This is a genomic window from Pedobacter aquae (assembly GCF_008195825.1).
GTDB classification, from domain to species: Bacteria; Bacteroidota; Bacteroidia; order Sphingobacteriales; family Sphingobacteriaceae; genus Pseudopedobacter; species Pseudopedobacter aquae.
In genome coordinates, this window is sequence record NZ_CP043329.1 from 3135139 (window position 1) to 3153062 (window position 17924).

General features: G+C 34.4%; 16 protein-coding genes. 13 read left to right on the forward strand and 3 right to left on the reverse strand.

The window, feature by feature from the left end:
• Nucleotides 1–155: 155 nt before the first annotated feature.
• Nucleotides 156–2153: a PAS domain S-box protein gene (locus FYC62_RS13770; protein ID WP_149075353.1), complete on the forward strand. Its 1998-nt coding sequence runs from the start codon at nt 156–158 to the stop codon at nt 2151–2153.
• Here the strand turns inward: FYC62_RS13770 and dapF are convergent.
• Nucleotides 2150–2938 carry a diaminopimelate epimerase gene (gene dapF, locus FYC62_RS13775; protein WP_205943728.1) on the reverse strand — a complete coding sequence of 263 codons (789 nt, stop codon included), beginning with the start codon at nt 2936–2938 and terminating at the stop codon, nt 2150–2152. The genes FYC62_RS13770 and dapF overlap by 4 nt on opposite strands.
• A gap of 189 nt (nt 2939–3127) precedes the next feature.
• Here dapF and FYC62_RS13780 point away from each other — a divergent pair, with 189 nt between their 5' ends.
• From FYC62_RS13780 to FYC62_RS18255, 8 genes are all read left to right on the forward strand, one after another.
• On the forward strand, nt 3128–4669 hold the full coding sequence (locus FYC62_RS13780; RefSeq protein ID WP_149075355.1) for a Do family serine endopeptidase: 1542 nt from the start codon (nt 3128–3130) through the stop codon (nt 4667–4669).
• 69 nt (nt 4670–4738) lie between these two features.
• Nucleotides 4739–5386 carry a ligase-associated DNA damage response endonuclease PdeM gene (gene pdeM, locus FYC62_RS13785; RefSeq protein WP_149075356.1) on the forward strand — a complete coding sequence of 216 codons (648 nt, stop codon included), beginning with the start codon at nt 4739–4741 and terminating at the stop codon, nt 5384–5386.
• A gap of 231 nt (nt 5387–5617) precedes the next feature.
• Complete coding sequence (locus tag FYC62_RS13790; protein ID WP_039452352.1) at nt 5618–6385, forward strand: succinate dehydrogenase cytochrome b subunit; 768 nt, start codon at nt 5618–5620, stop codon at nt 6383–6385.
• A gap of 47 nt (nt 6386–6432) precedes the next feature.
• Entirely contained in the window at nt 6433–8367 is a 1935-nt protein-coding gene (locus FYC62_RS13795) for a fumarate reductase/succinate dehydrogenase flavoprotein subunit (protein WP_039452355.1), read from the forward strand.
• 99 nt (nt 8368–8466) lie between these two features.
• Entirely contained in the window at nt 8467–9225 is a 759-nt protein-coding gene (locus FYC62_RS13800) for a succinate dehydrogenase/fumarate reductase iron-sulfur subunit (protein WP_205943729.1), read from the forward strand.
• A 279-nt stretch (nt 9226–9504) separates the two neighbouring features.
• Nucleotides 9505–13305, forward strand: a complete 3801-nt coding sequence (locus FYC62_RS13805) for a class I SAM-dependent DNA methyltransferase (protein WP_149075358.1) — start codon at nt 9505–9507, stop codon at nt 13303–13305.
• 121 nt (nt 13306–13426) lie between these two features.
• The gene (tnpA, locus tag FYC62_RS13810; protein WP_149075359.1) at nt 13427–13861 is read left to right on the forward strand and encodes an IS200/IS605 family transposase; all 435 of its coding nucleotides are present in this window, start codon (nt 13427–13429) and stop codon (nt 13859–13861) included.
• Between the two features lie 269 nt (nt 13862–14130).
• Entirely contained in the window at nt 14131–14367 is a 237-nt protein-coding gene (locus FYC62_RS18255; protein ID WP_449406391.1) for a DUF3024 domain-containing protein, read from the forward strand.
• A gap of 124 nt (nt 14368–14491) precedes the next feature.
• On the opposite strand, the gene apaG is transcribed toward FYC62_RS18255, so the two are convergent.
• The gene (apaG, locus tag FYC62_RS13820) at nt 14492–14878 is read right to left on the reverse strand and encodes a Co2+/Mg2+ efflux protein ApaG (RefSeq protein WP_026904256.1); all 387 of its coding nucleotides are present in this window, start codon (nt 14876–14878) and stop codon (nt 14492–14494) included.
• A 48-nt stretch (nt 14879–14926) separates the two neighbouring features.
• Nucleotides 14927–15919 carry a tRNA dihydrouridine synthase DusB gene (gene dusB / locus FYC62_RS13825; protein ID WP_149075360.1) on the reverse strand — a complete coding sequence of 331 codons (993 nt, stop codon included), beginning with the start codon at nt 15917–15919 and terminating at the stop codon, nt 14927–14929.
• Nucleotides 15920–15979: 60 nt separating this feature from the next.
• On the opposite strand from dusB, the gene FYC62_RS13830 reads away from it, so the two are divergent.
• From FYC62_RS13830 to FYC62_RS18060, 4 genes are all read left to right on the forward strand, one after another.
• Nucleotides 15980–16900 (forward strand): CPBP family intramembrane glutamic endopeptidase, encoded by a 921-nt coding sequence (locus FYC62_RS13830; RefSeq protein ID WP_161792134.1) that lies wholly within the window; start codon nt 15980–15982, stop codon nt 16898–16900.
• Nucleotides 16893–17096: a putative signal transducing protein gene (locus tag FYC62_RS13835; RefSeq protein WP_039452370.1), complete on the forward strand. Its 204-nt coding sequence runs from the start codon at nt 16893–16895 to the stop codon at nt 17094–17096. The genes FYC62_RS13830 and FYC62_RS13835 overlap by 8 nt, the downstream gene beginning before the upstream one ends.
• 63 nt (nt 17097–17159) lie before the next feature.
• Nucleotides 17160–17537: a hypothetical protein gene (locus FYC62_RS18055; RefSeq protein WP_317131548.1), complete on the forward strand. Its 378-nt coding sequence runs from the start codon at nt 17160–17162 to the stop codon at nt 17535–17537.
• Nucleotides 17528–17920: a phosphatidate cytidylyltransferase gene (locus tag FYC62_RS18060; RefSeq protein WP_317131495.1), complete on the forward strand. Its 393-nt coding sequence runs from the start codon at nt 17528–17530 to the stop codon at nt 17918–17920. The genes FYC62_RS18055 and FYC62_RS18060 overlap by 10 nt, the downstream gene beginning before the upstream one ends.
• The last annotated feature ends 4 nt before the right edge of the window (nt 17921–17924 follow it).

The following is a 17924-nucleotide window of genomic DNA, read 5'->3' on the forward strand; positions in this document are numbered from 1 at the left end:
ACTTCTTGTATCACACTCTAAATTTGTTTAGGTTTAAGAGTCGTTCATCCAGTTTAGAGCGACTCTTTTTTTTTATTATCCTTTAGCCTTAATAAGTTATAAGTAAAATAATTATTAGTACCTTTTGCTATTCTTTTAAAAAGTTTGAAAACAGCATGAATAGCCAAAAAAAAATAACACTATATTATTTTATCTTAGGTATTTCATGGATATATTTTAGTGATAGGGCACTAGATTATTTTTTTAAAGACCATGTTCTATGCGATAACAATTGGGCCAATACCATTAAAGGCTTATTGTTTGTTACCATAACCAGCTTATTACTTTATAAACTTATCAACAAATATTTTGATAAGCTAAGCAAGTCTGAAAAGGATTATCGAAATATGTTTGATGCCAATCCTAACCCCATGTATATCTACGATTTAAAAAGTTTAAAATTTATAGAGGTTAACAAAGCTGCAATAAAAAATTATGGTTATAGCAAACAAGAATTTTTATCAAAAACAGTTTTAGATATAAGACCAGATACTGAAAAAGAAAGATTGTTAAGTGATATTTTATCATCTCCAAAAAGAATTTCATACGATGAGCCTTGGATACACATTTTAAAAAATGGCGAACAAATAAAGGTTAATGTACATGCGTATGAGATTAATTACAAAGGAAAATCAGCCCGTTTGGTTTTAGCTGTAGATATTTCTGAGCAACTCCTCATAAAAGAACAATTAAAGCAACAACAAGAAAAGTTACAAGCTCAAAATATTAAGCTTTTGCAAAGTTTAGAAACCATAGAACTACATAAAAATAAACTTTCTAGCACACAAAAAATAGCAAAAATAGCGGGGTGGGAGTTTAATATGGAAACAGAAACTTTAGTGCCCAACTCTGGCTTTTTAGAAGTATTAAACTTAGATAAAGAAGAGGGTGCTTGTCTAAAAATTTTAAAAACCTACATTTTAGAAAAGGACAAACAAAAATTTGAACATTTTATTAGTTCTTTCAATATTGGCATTACCGTTAATGAATGTGTTGTAAGATTTAAAAAAGAAAAAGAACTAAGATATATCTTATTTGCCGCTACCTTAAAAGATCCTAAAAAGCAAAAAAATGCTGTAGAAGGCTATATTAAAGACGTAACAGAGATAACACTTAAAGACCAGCTCATCCATAAAACTTTAGAGCGCTTTGAACAATTGGCCCTCTCTACCAATGATGCGCTTTATGAATGGGACATTGAAAGCTCTGTCATCAGGTTAACCGGAAATATAGATTCTATTATGGGCTATGGTGTTAAAGAAGCCATACATCCAGAAAAGTGGTGGGTAGATCGCATGCACCCTACTGATTTTATAGAGAATGACAACCTTTTTAGGGAAGCCGTTGAACAAAGGCAGCAAACACTTAAAAGAAAATACAGATTTAAAACGCTAAATGGGGTTTATAAACTCATTTATGATCAATCCATCATCAAATATAACGCTCAAAACGAAGTTGAAAAAGTTATTGGCTCTATACAAGATGTTGAAGAACTCACCAAAATTAATCAGGAAAATAAAAGGTTGTTAGATATTATCAGCAAAGTAAACAACTTCATTATCATTACCGATGTAAATGGATTTATAGACTGGGTTAACCCTGCCTTTACGGAGTTGACTGAATATACGCTAGAAGAAGTAAAAGGTAAAAAGCCAGGGCTTTTGTTGCAAGGACCAGAAAGTAATAAAGAAGTCATCATGAGGATGTCTACAGCGCTTAAAGAGAAGAACCACTTCACAGAAGAGATAATTAACTATTCTAAGTCTGGTAGAAAATACTGGTTAAAAATAGATTGTAACCCTATTTATGATGATAATCATCATCATGTTGGGTTTATTGCCATAGAAAGTGAAATAACCGAGCGAAAATTAAGGGAGGTTAAAATTGAAAAACAAAACGAGATTTTGAAAAAAACTGCTTTATTTAATTCTCATGAAGTAAGAAGGCCTTTAGCATCTATATTAGGTATCATAGAATTATTAAAGTACGAAAACTCAGAATCTACAAAAAACCAGTTAATAAAATTATTAGAGAAATGTAGCGAAGAGCTGGATACCGCCATTAGAAACTCTATAAGCTTAACAGAATTTAACGAAGAACAGCCTCTTAATTAAATGGCTATTGTTCCTTTAAAAACTTGTATTGCTGGGCCTTCTAAAAAGATATGACGATAGTGTTCGCCATCATAATCAAATTTGATGTTTAAATCTCCGCCTAAAACTTTAATAGGTGTTGATATATGACCAGTTAAATTTTTATGCTTTGCCATGGCTAATGCAACCGCTGTAACTCCGGTTCCGCAAGCGTAAGTTTCATCTTCTACACCTCTTTCATAGGTTCTTACAAAAAGATAATCTTGCTTATCCTCAACAAAATTAACATTTATACCTTCTTGGTTATAGGTTTCATTATACCTGATAATTCTACCTTCCTCAAAAACATTTTTTTTAGCTATATCTGATGTTTCTAAACGTACAAAATGCGGAGAGCCTGTATTTATTACATAATCATGGCCATCCATTTTTACTACGTCAACATCAATCATTTGTAAGCTTACCCAATCTCCTTCTGCTGAAATTTTTGCATAATGCGGACCATCAACTGCCAAAAAATCAGTCTCTTGATTAATGATTCCTAAAAATTTAGCAAAAGCTACAATACATCTCCCGCCATTGCCACACATACTACTTGGTTGGCCGTCTGCATTATAATAAACCATCTCAAAATCGTAACCTTCTTTTTCTTCAAGGAACATGATACCATCTCCGCCAACGCCAAACCTTCTATCGCATATTTTTGCTAGTAATGTGGGGTTATGATGGTTAAAACCCAGCTTTCTGTTATCAACAATAACAAAATCATTACCCGCACCTTGGTATTTATAAAAGTTTAATTCCATGATAATGCAAACATCGGTAAATAATAAATGTTGTGCAACCTATAAGGAAGGGCTAAAATGTTGTTAATTTTTATAATTCATATTTAAAGTTTTAACATTTTTTAACATCAAAATAAACAACATATACTTGCAAGCTACGTCTTAATGGTATTATTTTTGAAATTAGGTTAAAGACAAAAATTAGAAAGCATGACAAACAATATGAAGAAAATTGGGATGAGTCTCCTTACGGCTTTTGTTGGCGGAGCAATTGCTGTAGGTGCTTATAAATTACTGGAAGATAAATCTTTCCAAGGTATGGGGCTTGATGAAAGACAAAAGGTTTATTTCGCAAACAACCCAGGTTCAGAAATTATATCTTCAACTGGCGCATTAGATTTTACACAAGCTGCGGCGGCTGTTTCGCCGGGTGTGGTTCACGTAAGAACTACTTATAACCGTACGGCTTCATCTGGCGGTTCTTCAGATCCATTTGGAGATATGTTTGAAGATTTCTTTGGAAGAAGAGGTCGCCCACAATCTAACACCCCGGCAATGGGTAAAGGTTCTGGTGTTATTGTTACTGGCGATGGTTACATCATGACCAACAATCACGTAGTAGAAGATGCAGACAAAATTGAAGTTATTTTAACAGATAAAAGAGTTTTACAAGCTAAAGTTATCGGTCGCGATAAAAATACCGATTTAGCTTTGATAAAAATTGATGCTAATGATTTGCCTATTGTTAAGCTAGGCAATTCTGACGATGTTAGGGTAGGAGAATGGGTATTAGCCGTAGGTTATCCACTTACTTTAGAATCAACCGTAACGGCTGGTATTGTAAGTGCAAAAGCAAGATCTATTGGAATTTTAGCTCAAGATCAAATCAATCCGAGAGATTATGATCCAGAAAATCCTCCGGTTAACTCTTCTATAGAATCATTTATCCAAACAGATGCGGTAATTAATAGAGGAAATAGTGGCGGTGCTTTAGTAAATACAAAAGGCGAGCTTATAGGTATAAACTCTGCTATTGCTTCGCGTTCTGGCGTTTATGAAGGTTATGGTTTCGCCATCCCAGTTAATTTAGCTAAAAAAGTAATGGATGACTTTATCAAATACGGTGAAGTTAAACGTGGCTTTATTGGTGTAACTTTTCAAGAGCTTAACGCCGATGTTGCCCAAAGTTTAAAAATTAAAGAAATAAACGGTTTATATGTGTCTTCAACTGTAGATGGTGGCGCAGCTGCTAGTGCAGGAATTAAAAAAGGCGATATTATCAAAAAATTAAATGGTGATAACGTGATTACTTCTTCCGAATTACAAGAGAAAATTGGCAGAATGCGCCCCGGAGATAAAGTACAATTAACCGTTTTAAGAGAGGGTGATTTAAAAACTTTTAACCTTACTTTAAAAGGAGCAGAAGCTAACAAACTAGCCGCTAATAATTCTTCTATTGCTTCAACAGAAATCATGAACACCTTAGGTGCAACTTTTACTCCTTTAAAAGATGCTGATAAGAAAAAATATGGTGTAAGCTCTGGTGTTATAGTAAATAGTGTAGCCCCAGGTAAAGCCTTTGATATGTATGAAGTACCAAAAGGAACTATTATAACAGGTATTAATGGTAGAGGCGTTAATAATACAGATCAAGTTAATGCTGCTTTAAGCGCAACCAAAAACAATATGCTCTCTATCCAGGGCATTACTCCAGATGGTGGTCAGTTCCGCTTTACTTTCCCTGTAAAATAATTTTTGATAATATATATATTAAATAGAAAGTCCTGAAGAAATTCTTCAGGACTTTCTATTTTTGTAACTATGCTAAACCAGCTTTACCAAGTTAAAATTGCCGAAGAAGATTTAATATTGTTACCAGAAAAAGCAGTTTTATTCCCTCAATATAAAACATTGTTACTGGCTGATGTACATTTAGGTAAAGGTGGGCATTTCAGAAAATCAGGAATTCCTATACCTAAACAACTGGCACAAGAAGATTTAGCAACCCTATCAGACCTGATAGACAAACACCAACCAGAAACTATTATTTTTTTGGGAGATTTATTTCATAGTGATTTTAATCAAGATTGGGAGTGGTTTAGGCTTTGGCGAGAGCTACATCAACACCTAAAATTGATTTTAGTTAAAGGCAATCATGATATTTTGCCAGATTCTTTGTATCAAGAGCTTAATATTAAAGTTATTCACGAGTATAAACTAGGCTCTTTACTACTCTTGCATGATTTACCTAAAGAAAAACCCAACAACTTTATACTTTACGGACATTTGCATCCCGGAATTACCATTTCTGGCAAAGGAAAACAAAAAATTAGCCTGCCTTGTTTTTATTTCAGAGAAAGCAGTGGTATTTTACCAGCATTTGGTAAGTTTACAGGGAAATACACTTTAAAAAACACCGAAGACGCAGAAATTTTTGCTGTTGGGGGCTCAAAAATCTTTAAAGTGTAGAATAAAAATTTAATACACACGTTTGCCTTTAATAATTTATTAACTATTTTAACGATTATTTATGGATTATTTGATGAAATGTGCTTTTCAATGAATTATTTTCATTCTTGAAAATGAAAAAAATTAGAATGGTTCTAAATAAGTATTTATATTTTAAATAGTCAAAACCATTTCTAATTTTCAGCATTTAATAAATACTTTTGCAAACAAAAAAACCTTAAATACAATATAATGAGCAATTTTTCTAAAACTTTTTCCTCAACCTTAGGGAAGAAACTGATCATGTGTTTAACCGGTTTATTTTTATGTTCTTTCCTACTCATCCACTTAATTGGAAATTTCCAGTTATTTAAAGACGATGCCGGATTAGCATTTAATGAATACGCTTATTTCATGACCAATTTCCCACCCATCAAGGTTGTATCGTACTTACTTTATCTTTCCATTTTGGTACACACCATTTGGGCTATCATGCTAACGCAAAAAAACAAAGCTGCTCGTCCTATTTCTTATGCAAAAAAAGGTGGTAACGGCAGTATTTGGTCATCAAGAAACATGGGTATTTTAGGTACCATGATTTTTGTCTTCATAGCGGTACACATGAGCAATTTCTGGTATAATTACCATTGGGGTACTACACCTTACATAGAGTATCGTACAGATTTAAACACAGGCGTTACACAAGTTAAAGAACTTACCGAGGCTGAGTTTACTGGTCATTTATCTTATGTAGATAATGGTGTACAAATCATTAAAGCGAAAGATTTATACAAAGCGGTTGCTTTTTCTTTCCAACAACTTTGGATAGTGGCATTATACGTTGCTGCAATGGCGGCACTTGCTTTCCACTTATTACATGGTTTCCAAAGTGCCTTCCAAACCTTAGGATGGAACCACAGTAAATATAAACCTTTGATAAACTTTCTTGGGGTTTGGGTGTTTTCAGTATTAGTCCCAATAGGGTTTGCTGCAATGCCTTTATATTTCTTTTTTAAATAAGTAGATAACACAGGAATACATGCATATTCCTTATAAAATAGATAAAGATGAAGTTAGATGCAAAAATTCCAGAAGGCCCAATAGCCGAAAAATGGAGTAAACACAAATTCAATCTAAAACTGGTAAACCCTGCAAACAAACGTAAATACGATGTTATCGTAGTAGGTACAGGTTTAGCAGGTGCATCAGCTGCTGCCTCATTGGCAGAGTTAGGCTACAATGTAAAAGCTTTTTGTTTCCAAGATAGCCCAAGAAGAGCGCATTCTATTGCGGCTCAAGGTGGTATCAATGCGGCAAAAAATTACCGTAATGATGGAGACTCTATTCACCGTTTATTTTATGACACCATAAAAGGTGGAGATTATAGGGCTAGAGAAGCAAACGTTTACCGTTTAGCAGAAGTTTCAGTTAATATTATTGATCAATGCGTGGCTCAAGGTGTTCCTTTTGCTCGTGAATATGGTGGTTTACTAGACAACCGTTCTTTTGGCGGGGCACAAGTATCCAGAACGTTTTACGCTCGTGGACAAACCGGACAGCAGTTACTTTTAGGCGCATACTCTGCACTTAACCGTCAAATTAATGAGGGTAAAGTAAAGATGTATACCCGCTCAGAAATGTTAGACTTAGTGGTGGTAGACGGTAAAGCCCAAGGTATAGTAACACGTAATTTGGTTAATGGTAAAATAGAAACACATGCAGCACATGCAGTACTTTTATGTACTGGTGGCTACGGAAACGTATTCTATTTATCAACCAACGCTATGGGTTCTAACGTTACAGCGGCATGGAGAGCACACAAACGTGGTGCATTCTTTGGTAACCCTTGCTATACGCAAATTCACCCAACTTGTATCCCGGTAACGGGAGACCACCAGTCTAAGCTTACGCTGATGTCTGAGTCATTAAGAAATGATGGTAGAGTTTGGGTTCCTAAAACTGTTGAGCTTTCGCAAAAATTAAATAGCGGAGAGATAAAGGCTAAAGACATTAAAGAAGAGGATAGAGATTATTTCTTAGAGCGCAAATATCCATCGTTTGGTAACTTGGTTCCGCGTGATGTGGCTTCAAGAAATGCTAAACAAGTTTGTGATGAAGGGCGTGGTGTAGGAAAATCAGGCTTAGCCGTATTCTTAGACTTCTCTGATTCTATCAATAGGTTAGGAAAAGACAGTGTTGCAGCTAAATACGGAAACTTATTTGATATGTATTATCAAATTACTGATGAGAACCCGTATGAGCAGCCTATGAGAATTTACCCTGCGGTACACTATACCATGGGTGGTCTTTGGGTTGATTATAACTTAATGACATCTGTACCGGGCTTATATGCTTTAGGAGAAGCCAACTTCTCTGACCACGGTGCTAACCGTTTAGGTGCATCTGCATTAATGCAAGGTTTAGCTGATGGTTATTTCGTAATCCCTTACACTGTGGGTGATTATTTAGCAACCATAGGCCCAGCTCCTATCAATGCTAACCATCCTGCTTTTGAGCAAACCAAGAAAGAAGTTGAAGAAAACATCAAAACCTTACTTTCTTTAAGAGGAAACAAAACGGTTGATGAGTACCATAGAGATTTAGGAAAAATCATGTGGGAATACTGTGGCATGTCTCGTAGCGAGGAAGGCTTGAAAAAAGCTAAGAAACTTATTTCTGATTTAAAAGAAGACTTCTGGAAAAATGCCATTGTGTTAGGTGAAGGCGAAGAAGTAAATCAATCATTAGAAAAAGCTGGTCGTGTAGCAGATTTTATCGAGCTAGGCGAGCTTATGGTAGACGATGCTTTAAACCGTAACGAGTCTTGCGGTGGACACTTCAGAGAAGAGTATCAAACACCAGAAGGCGAGGCTTTAAGAAACGATGATGATTACGCTTATGTAGCAGCATGGGAGTATAAAGGCCAAAACCAACCAGAAGAATTACATAAAGAAGAGTTGGTATTTGAGAATGTTAAATTAACACAACGTAGTTATAAATAGTAGAAAGTAAAAAGTAGAAAGTAAAAAGTAAGAAGACTTTAAATAGTCTAGATACTTGATACTCAATACTCAATACTCAATACTCAATACTAAAAATATATGAGTGGACATATGAATCTGACGTTAAAAGTTTGGCGTCAAAAAAATAGTCAAACCCCAGGAAAGTTTGTTACTTATAAGGCAGAAGAAATATCTCCTGATATGTCTTTCTTGGAAATGCTAGATGTGGTTAATGAGAAATTGGTTAAAACTCAAGAAGACCCCATTCAATTTGATCATGATTGCCGCGAAGGTATTTGCGGTATGTGTTCTTTAATGATTAATGGCGAACCACATGGCCCTAAAAGAGCAACTACTACTTGCCAACTTCACATGCGTAGCTTTAATGATGGCGAAACTATCGTTATTGAGCCCTGGAGAGCTGCTGCTTTTCCTGTAGTTAAAGATTTAGCGGTAGACAGAGGTGCTTTTGATAGAATACAACAAGCAGGCGGTTATGTTTCTGTTGGTACTGGTGGTGTACCAGATGCTAACGAGATTTTAATTCCTAAAACTATTGCTGACGAAGCATTTAACTCTGCAACTTGTATAGGTTGTGGTGCTTGCGTTGCAGCGTGTAAAAATGCTTCCGCTATGCTATTTGTTTCTGCTAAAGTTTCTCAGTACGCCATGTTGCCACAAGGACAAACAGAGCGTTATGAGAGAGCTAAAGCAATGGTAAGCCAAATGGATGATGAAGGTTTTGGAAGCTGTACCAATACGTATGCTTGCGAAGCACAATGCCCTAAAGAAATTAAAGTAACCAATATTGCTCGTATGAACAGAGAGTACTTTAATGCTGAGTTTATTAAAGGGTAAGACTTATAAATTTTATATTGAAAGGCTGTCTTTTTGAAAGATGGCCTTTTTTGTTTTTAGGGTTTTTGGAATATAGTGATAAGGACCAATTTAATTTAAGAATAAAAGAGTTGGTGATTAAATTTAATTCGTTGTTTTTATATTTAACAATAGAGGATAATTTTTCTGGATTTTCTTCTATTTTAGACCAAAATATATGCTGAAATTATACTAGCAAAGCTCTAAGAAAATCTATAACTGAAAAACATATCTTAACCAACTGAAAAAATATAAATAGTAATGAATTTAAAAGAACTGAAACCCAGAAAGGCGCTTAATAAAGCCTTCTTAAAAGTAAAACCTAACAGGACTGAAATTGAAGGTTTCAAGACGAATCTTATTACTTTACTTGACAGAACAAACGATACAGAAAGCGAAGAGTTTCATAAAAATTTAATCTCAGACTTTTTTAAGAAGACTTATTACGACCCAAACCATTTTATAAATACCAAAGGTAGGAATGACCTTGTTATACATAACGGGCCCAACGCAAACACAACAGTTGGTGTAATTATAGAAGCTAAAAAACCAACTAATAAAGTAGAAATGATAAGTACCAAAAAACTGAATGCTAAAGCTTTTCAGGAATTGGTTTTATATTATTTACGAGAAAGAATTACCCATAAAAATCTTGAAATAAAACACTTAGTAGCTACAAATATTAACGAATGGTTCATTTTTGATGAGCATCTTTTTGAAAGGCTTTTTGCCCAAAACAAATTATTTGTTAAACAATTTGAAAACTTTGAAGCTAGCAAGAAATCAACAGATGTGTTTTATAAAGAAATTGCCGAGCCGTTTATAGAAAGTATCACTTCTGAAATTGAATTTACCTACTTCAATATTCAGGATTATCAAAAACCTTTGCGCAATAACGATAAAGCAGATGATAATGCGCTGATTGCTTTATTCAAATTACTTTCACCAGAGCATCTTTTAAAACTTCCGTTTACCAACGATAGTAACAGCCTTGACAAAAGATTTTATAGTGAGCTACTGCATATCATCGGTTTAACCGAAACCAAAGAAGGAAGCAAAAAACTAATTGAACGAAACAAAGAAGGAGAACGCAATACAGGAACTATTCTTGAAGATGCCATCATTCAGCTTGATAGCTTAGACAAACTTAGCAGATTAGAAAAACCAAACCAGTTTGGTAATACACAGCAAGAAAGACTTTTTAATGTTGCCTTAGAGCTTTCTATCACTTGGATAAACAGAATTTTGTTTTTGAAGTTGCTAGAAGCCCAACTGATAACGTATAATAAAGGCGATAAATCCTTTTCTTTTCTAAGTCTTGAAAAGATTAAAAACTATGATGATCTAAATAGCTTATTTTTTCAGGTATTGGCCCGTAAGTACGACCAGCGTAATGAAGATGTTAAAAAGGAGTTTGAAAAAATACCTTATCTTAATTCTTCACTTTTTGAGCCCACCGATATTGAGCAGATTACTTTATTTATCAGTAATCTGAAAGATGATAAAACCATACCCATTTTTTCGCAAACGGTACTAAAAGACCAGCAAGGGAAAAAACGCATTGGAAACATAGCTACCCTCCAATATTTATTTGAGTTTTTAGATGCCTATGAATTTGGAGCAGAAGGCAGCGAAGAAATACAAGAAGACAATAAAACACTGATTAACGCTTCTGTTCTTGGCTTAATTTTCGAGAAAATAAATGGTTACAAAGATGGTTCGTTTTTTACGCCTGGCTTTATTACCATGTATATGTGCCGTGAAACCATTAGGAAAGCCGTTGTACAGAAATTTAACGATACCAAACAATGGAACTGCACAACACTTGAAGAACTTTACGATAAAATTGAAGACCGCAAAGAAGCCAATGAGATTGTAGATAGTATTAAAATTTGTGACCCCGCTGTTGGTTCTGGGCACTTTTTAGTTTCGGCACTTAATGAAATGATTGCCGTTAAAAACGACTTGAAAATTCTACAAGACCGTGATGAAAAACGCCTGAAAGAATATCAAGTAGAAGTAGTAAATGATGAGCTGATAGTAACCGACGAAGAAGGAGAACTTTTTGAGTATAACCCCAACAATAAAGAAAGTCAACGCATACAAGAAACGCTTTTTCATGAAAAGCAAAGCATTATAGAAAAATGCCTTTTTGGGGTAGATATTAACCCCAACTCGGTTAAAATATGCCGTTTACGTTTGTGGATAGAGCTTTTGAAAAATGCCTATTATAAAACCGACATAGCCCATGGTTTAAACCGTGGGCTATGGGAATTAGAAACCCTACCCAATATTGACATCAACATCAAATGCGGAAACTCTTTAGTAAGCCGTTTTGCTATTGATGCCGACTTGAAACAAGCCTTAAAGAAAAGCAAGTGGAATATAGATAGCTACCGTATAGCAGTAGACACTTACCGTAATGCCGAAAATAAAGAGCAGAAAAGGGAAATGGAGAAATTGATATTAGAGATAAAGCAAAATTTTTCTTCTGAAATACGAATGAATAGCCCACTTAAAAAACGTTTAGATAAACTAGCGAGTGAACTGTATCATCGTTTTACAGGAACATTTCTTTTTGAACCCGAAACCCCTTATGGAAAGGCAAATAAAAACATTGAGAAAAAACGGAAGGCAGAACAACAAAAAATTGAAAAAGAAATAGAGGAAATAAGTTCAAAAATTGAAGAAATAAAAGCCAACAAGATTTTTGAAAACGCTTTTGAATGGCGTTTTGAATTTCCTGAAGTGCTAAATGATGATGGCGATTTTGTGGGCTTTGATGTGGTTATTGGTAATCCGCCTTATATAAGACAAGAAGAGTTTTCTGAATTAAAACCTTATCTAAAAAATCGATTTGAAATATTTCATTCTTTAGCTGATTTGCTCACATACTTTGTAGAGCTAAGTCATAATATTCTTAGAAGCAACGGAACATTCCAATTTATTATTTCAGGTAAATTCACAAGAGCTGGTTATGGAAATTTGATGCGTAAGTTTTTATCTGAAAAAACAGAAATGACTCATTTCATTGACTTTGGTGGTAAACCAATTTTTGATGAAGCTACCGTAGACGCCGCCATTATTGGTTTTATTAAAAAACAGCCAAGCGATGAAGGCAAACTTGTTTTTAAAGAAGTTTTAAAAGAGGATAACGTTTCGTTAGATTTTGATAACTACATTAAAATCAATGCTGCTGAATTTCCCGCTGTTGCATTAACAGAGGAGGTATGGAGTTTCGATAATCCAAAATGGCTTTCCATTATTCAAAAGATTAATACAAACGGCGCTCCGTTAAGTGAATGGGATATAACAATAAACTTTGGGATAAAAACTGGCTACAACGAAGCATTTATTATTGATGAAGCAAAGAAAAACGAACTAATTGAAGCTGACCCAAAGTCAGGAGAAATTATTACCCCATTACTTAGAGGAAGAGACATTCAGAAATATGTTGCTGGTGATATTGTAAATTGGGTTATCGGGACTTTTCCAAGCAAGAAAATTGATATTGAAAATTATACTGCAATAAAAGACTATTTATTATCATTTGGAAAAACGATACATCAAACAGGAGAGAAAGGTTCGCGAAAAAAAACATCTCATAAATGGTTTGAAACACAAGATAATATTGCGTTTTGGCAAGATTTTGAAAAGCCTAAATTAGTCTGGAAACGAATTGGCTCAATCCTACGCTTTTGCTATGATGAAAGTGGAGCATACTGCCTAGATAGCACTTGTATTGCAACTGGCTCAAAAGTGAAATTTTTAGCCGCAGTTTTAAATTCAAAAATATGTAACAAAGAACTTTTTAGACTTTCACCAAAAACAGGTACAGGTGATTTAATAATTAGTGTACAAGCATTAAATCCATTAAGAATTCCAATACCTAATGAAAAGCAAGACAAAGAAATTTGTGATTTGCTTGATAAAATTATTGAAACAAAAAAACAAAACCCATCCGCCGACACTACCGATTTAGAAAACCAAATAGACCAATTGGTTTATCAGCTTTACGAGTTGACAGAGGATGAGATAAAAATTGTGGAGGGAAATGGATAAATCCATTAATTAAACATAAATACCTATCATAGCCTACGGTTTAAACCATGGGCTATAAATTATGAGAACAATACAATAACCGTTTCAACGGTTTATTATAACAAGTATAAAAGAATTGAATATGCCGCATTCTTTCAATAAAATATGGATACACGCCATTTGGTCTACCAAAAATAGATTACCATTAATTGAATTAACGGTAGAACAAAGAATATATTCATTTATCTCAGAGCAATTTCGTGAGCAAAGCTGCCCTGTAAGAGTCATTAATGGAATGCCGGACCATATCCATTGTTTATTTTTACTAAATCCACAAAAATCAATCGCAGATGTAATTAAACAGATAAAAGGAAGCAGCTCGCATTTTATTAATCAAAACAATCTAATTATTGAAAAATTTGCTTGGCAAACCGGTTATGCTGCATATTCCGTTTCAGAATCTGTTGTTGACAAAGTTTTACATTACATAAAAAACCAAAAACAACATCACAAAAAGAAAACTTTTGAGCAGGAATATGATGAGTTTTTGAAATTATATGGGCTTGATAATGATTGAAACATCATTGAACCATTTTAGCCTAAGGTTTAAAACATAGATGTATATAGAACATCATAAAAAATGGTTAAAACCATTAACGAAATATCATAGGACCATCATAGCCCACGGTTTAAACCGTGGGCTATATTACACGGGCCAACCTAATTAGAATTGTAAATGGCGATTGACACTTTACAAACATTGGAGATTATTGAAGTGATGGAAAACTTCCTTACAAAAAAAGACCTCCTGAACATATCAGAAACCAATTAGATATTGGGTACAAAATTGAAGATCAAAGCATTATTGTTTTTGAAATTAGACCTCAATGGAACAAACCCGAAATTATTCTTGAACATCCGTTTGCAAAGACAACATTTGTAAAAGCAAAAAATAACTGGAAAGTGTTTTGGATGAAGGCCGATTTGAAATGGCATAGTTATTCTCCTAACCCAACAGTAAAGTATTTACAAGATTTTACGAAACTTGTTGAGGAAGACAAACATCATTGTTTTTTTGGATAAATTCATAACAATGGCATTATCATCATAGCCCAGGGTTTTAACTGGGCTATGATGATAACCGTCTAAAAAACAAAGCCTCTCCAAAAAATATGAAGAGGCTTTGATTATTTATTAACGATTAAAATTAATTCAGTTTAAAAGGGGCAATCAATGCAAATTTTGGGATTAAAACGGTTAAAGCTTCATCATCTACCAATCTACGCATTTCATAGCTGCCATGCATAGTGCCCATATCTGTTTGTAAATTACAACCAGAAACATATTCATGCATGCCTCCTGGCTCTATAATGGGCTGTTGCCCTACAACACCTTCTCCTTCTACCTCTCTTTTTGTGCCATTAGAATCAAAAATATTCCAATGTCTGCTCATGAGCTGTACGCTATAATGACTTAGATTTTCTATCCTAATTTTATAAGCGAACATGAAATGCTCATTAGCCGGATTTGAGTATTCTGGCTGGTAGGTGGTTTCAACAGAAACTTTTACTCCGTCGGTTATTTGCGCTACCATTTCTTTAATTTTTTAACAATTTAGAGATTATAAACATAAAATCAAAAATCAGACCGCTACTGTATCAAATTTGTTTCTAATTTCATATAGTACGTCTTCTATATCTTCTACGCGTTCTAAGCTTACCAGTTTCATTCTATATTCTTTAAAATTTGGTATGCCTTTAAAATAGTTAGCGTAGTGCCTTCTCATTTCAAAAATACCTGTTTTTGGCCCTTTCCATTCGATAGACTTTTTCAAATGCGTAGTACAAACATCCACCCTTTCATTAAGGGTTGGCCCATCTAGGTAAGTACCTGTCTCAAAGAAATGTTTTATTTCTCTGAAAATCCACGGGTAACCAATGGCTGCTCTGCCAATCATAATTCCGTCTACCTCATATTCTAGGCGCCAATTGGCTGCTTTTTCAGGAGAATCAACATCGCCATTACCAAAAATAGGAATTTGTATTCTCGGGTTTCTTTTTATTTCTCTAATCAATGTCCAATCGGCAACGCCTTTATACATTTGAGAACGCGTACGACCATGTATGGTTAAAGCTTTAATACCCACATCTTGCAAGCGTTCTGCTACTTCATAAACGTTTTTGGTATTATCATCCCAACCTAAACGGGTTTTCACTGTAACAGGTAAATGCGTAGCCTTAACAACAGCGGCTGTCATGGCCACCATTTTATCTATATCTTGTAATAAACTTGCACCAGCCCCACGACAAGCCACATTTTTTACAGGACAACCGTAATTGATATCAATTAGGTCTGGTTTTGCTTGTGTAGCTATTTCTGTAGCTTCACGCATGTGCTCTATATCGCTACCAAAAATCTGTATCCCGATAGGGCGCTCATACTCAAAAACATCTAATTTTTGTCTGCTTTTGGCAGCATCTCTTATCAAACCCTCCGAGGAAATAAACTCTGTATACATCATATCTGCTCCGTTTTGTTTACAAACAAAACGAAATGGTGGGTCGCTCACGTCTTCCATCGGCGCAAGCAACAATGGAAAATCACCTAAATCTATATTTCCTATTTTAACAGACATTTAAAAATCAAATCATTAAATTGAACGCAAATTTACTAAATATCCTTAATTATGAGTGACATGCAAAAGTCAACACATCAACACCCAGCTCTACAATTAATTTATTTACTACTTTATGTTATTGCTGGTGGACTTGTATTTAGCGTTATTGGCATTATTATCTATAGCTTAACCGGTAACAATTGCTCTATACTTTTAACTGGTGATGAAAGCAATATGGATATCAATTTCATCAGAACGATACAAATTTCTAGCTCTTTAGGCATTTTTATTGCCGGCCCATTAACTTTTGCTTTGGCAACCAAGCAACCTATAAAATCTTATTATCACTTTTATAATCCGCTTAAAACACCCCAATTACTCATTATTGTTACAGCCATTATGGTTTTAGGGTTACCCTTTCTTGAATTGATAAACGCCGCAAACCAAAAAATGGTTTTACCAGATTTTTTAAAAGGTTTAGAACAATGGATGCGAGAAAAAGAGCAACAAGCAGCCGTTTTAACTAAACAGCTTTTGGTGATGAAAAGCTTTAGCGATTATTTATTTAACCTTTTGATGATAGCTGTAATACCCGCTATAGGCGAAGAACTTTTATTTAGAGGTTCTTTACAAAATATATTTTATAAATGGTTTTATAACCCACATGTTGCCATTTGGATAAGTGCAATTATTTTCAGTGCTATACATGTACAGTTTTTTGGCTTTTTCCCTAGGATGCTTTTGGGTGTACTTTTTGGATACTTTTTATGGTGGGGTAAAAGCCTCTGGTTAGCTATTTGGGCTCATTTTCTTAATAATGGTTTAGCCGTTACCATGGCCTATGTGCTACAATTACAAGGTAAAAGTATTGATGAAATTGAGAGAACAGACACATTTCAAATATGGGGATATTTATTAAGTGCGATAATTACCTTAGTTTTGTTCATCAAGTTTTATCAAGACAGTAAAAAGAACAATCAAATAGATATTTATGAATAGTACTTGGGTAAAAATTTATACTTCACATCAGTTTATGAAATCTGAAATAGTGAGGCAAGTACTAGTTGATCATGAAATAGAAGCTGTTTTGATGAATAAACAAGACACCGCCTATAAATTTGGCGAGGTTGAGGTTTATATTCACCAATCTAACTTTGATAAAGCTTTAGAAATTATTATCCAAAACGACCTTTAATTTAAAAATTCCCTAAATATTATGAAGACCAGAGCTATAACTGGAGTTATTTTTATCCTTATCATGCTATGCTCCATATTTTTAGGGCCTTATATTTTTACAGGATTTTATATTTTCCTAAGTTTAATTTGCTTGATGGAGTTCTTTTCCCTAGTTAAAACTACCGGAATAAGACCACACAGATCTATCGGATACATAGCTGCGCTTATTATTTTTGCTTCTGTTGCTGGCAGATATTTTATACAGTTTGAAACCAAATGGTTATTAATTAATATCCCCTTATTTTTTGGGATTTTTGTAAGAGAACTTTATAAAAAATCTAAAATCCCGTTTAGTAACATTGCTTATACTTTTTTGGGGCTGCTTTACACTATTGTACCTTTTATTTTTTCCACAGTATTGCCTTTATTTCTGGCTCTTATAATTATCAATTGGCTTTAGGTTTCTTTCTGATGCTTTGGGCTAACGATACCGGAGCATATATTTTTGGTGTTAAGTTTGGTAAAAAACGTCTTTTTGAGAGGCATTCTCCAAAGAAATCTTGGGAAGGCTTTTTTGGCGGTGTTGCTACAAGTATAGCTGTGGCATGTATTCTGGCACAATACTTTACTACATATAATTTATTACACTGGGTAACCATGGCAACGCTTATTTCTTGCTTTGGTACGATGGGAGATTTGGTAGAATCTATGTTTAAAAGAAGTATAGAAATTAAAGATTCTGGAAAAATATTACCCGGCCACGGCGGTTTGTTAGACCGCTTTGACGGTTTACTACTTTCTGCCCCTGTTGTTTTCGTTTACATATATTTGATTACTTATTAGTAGT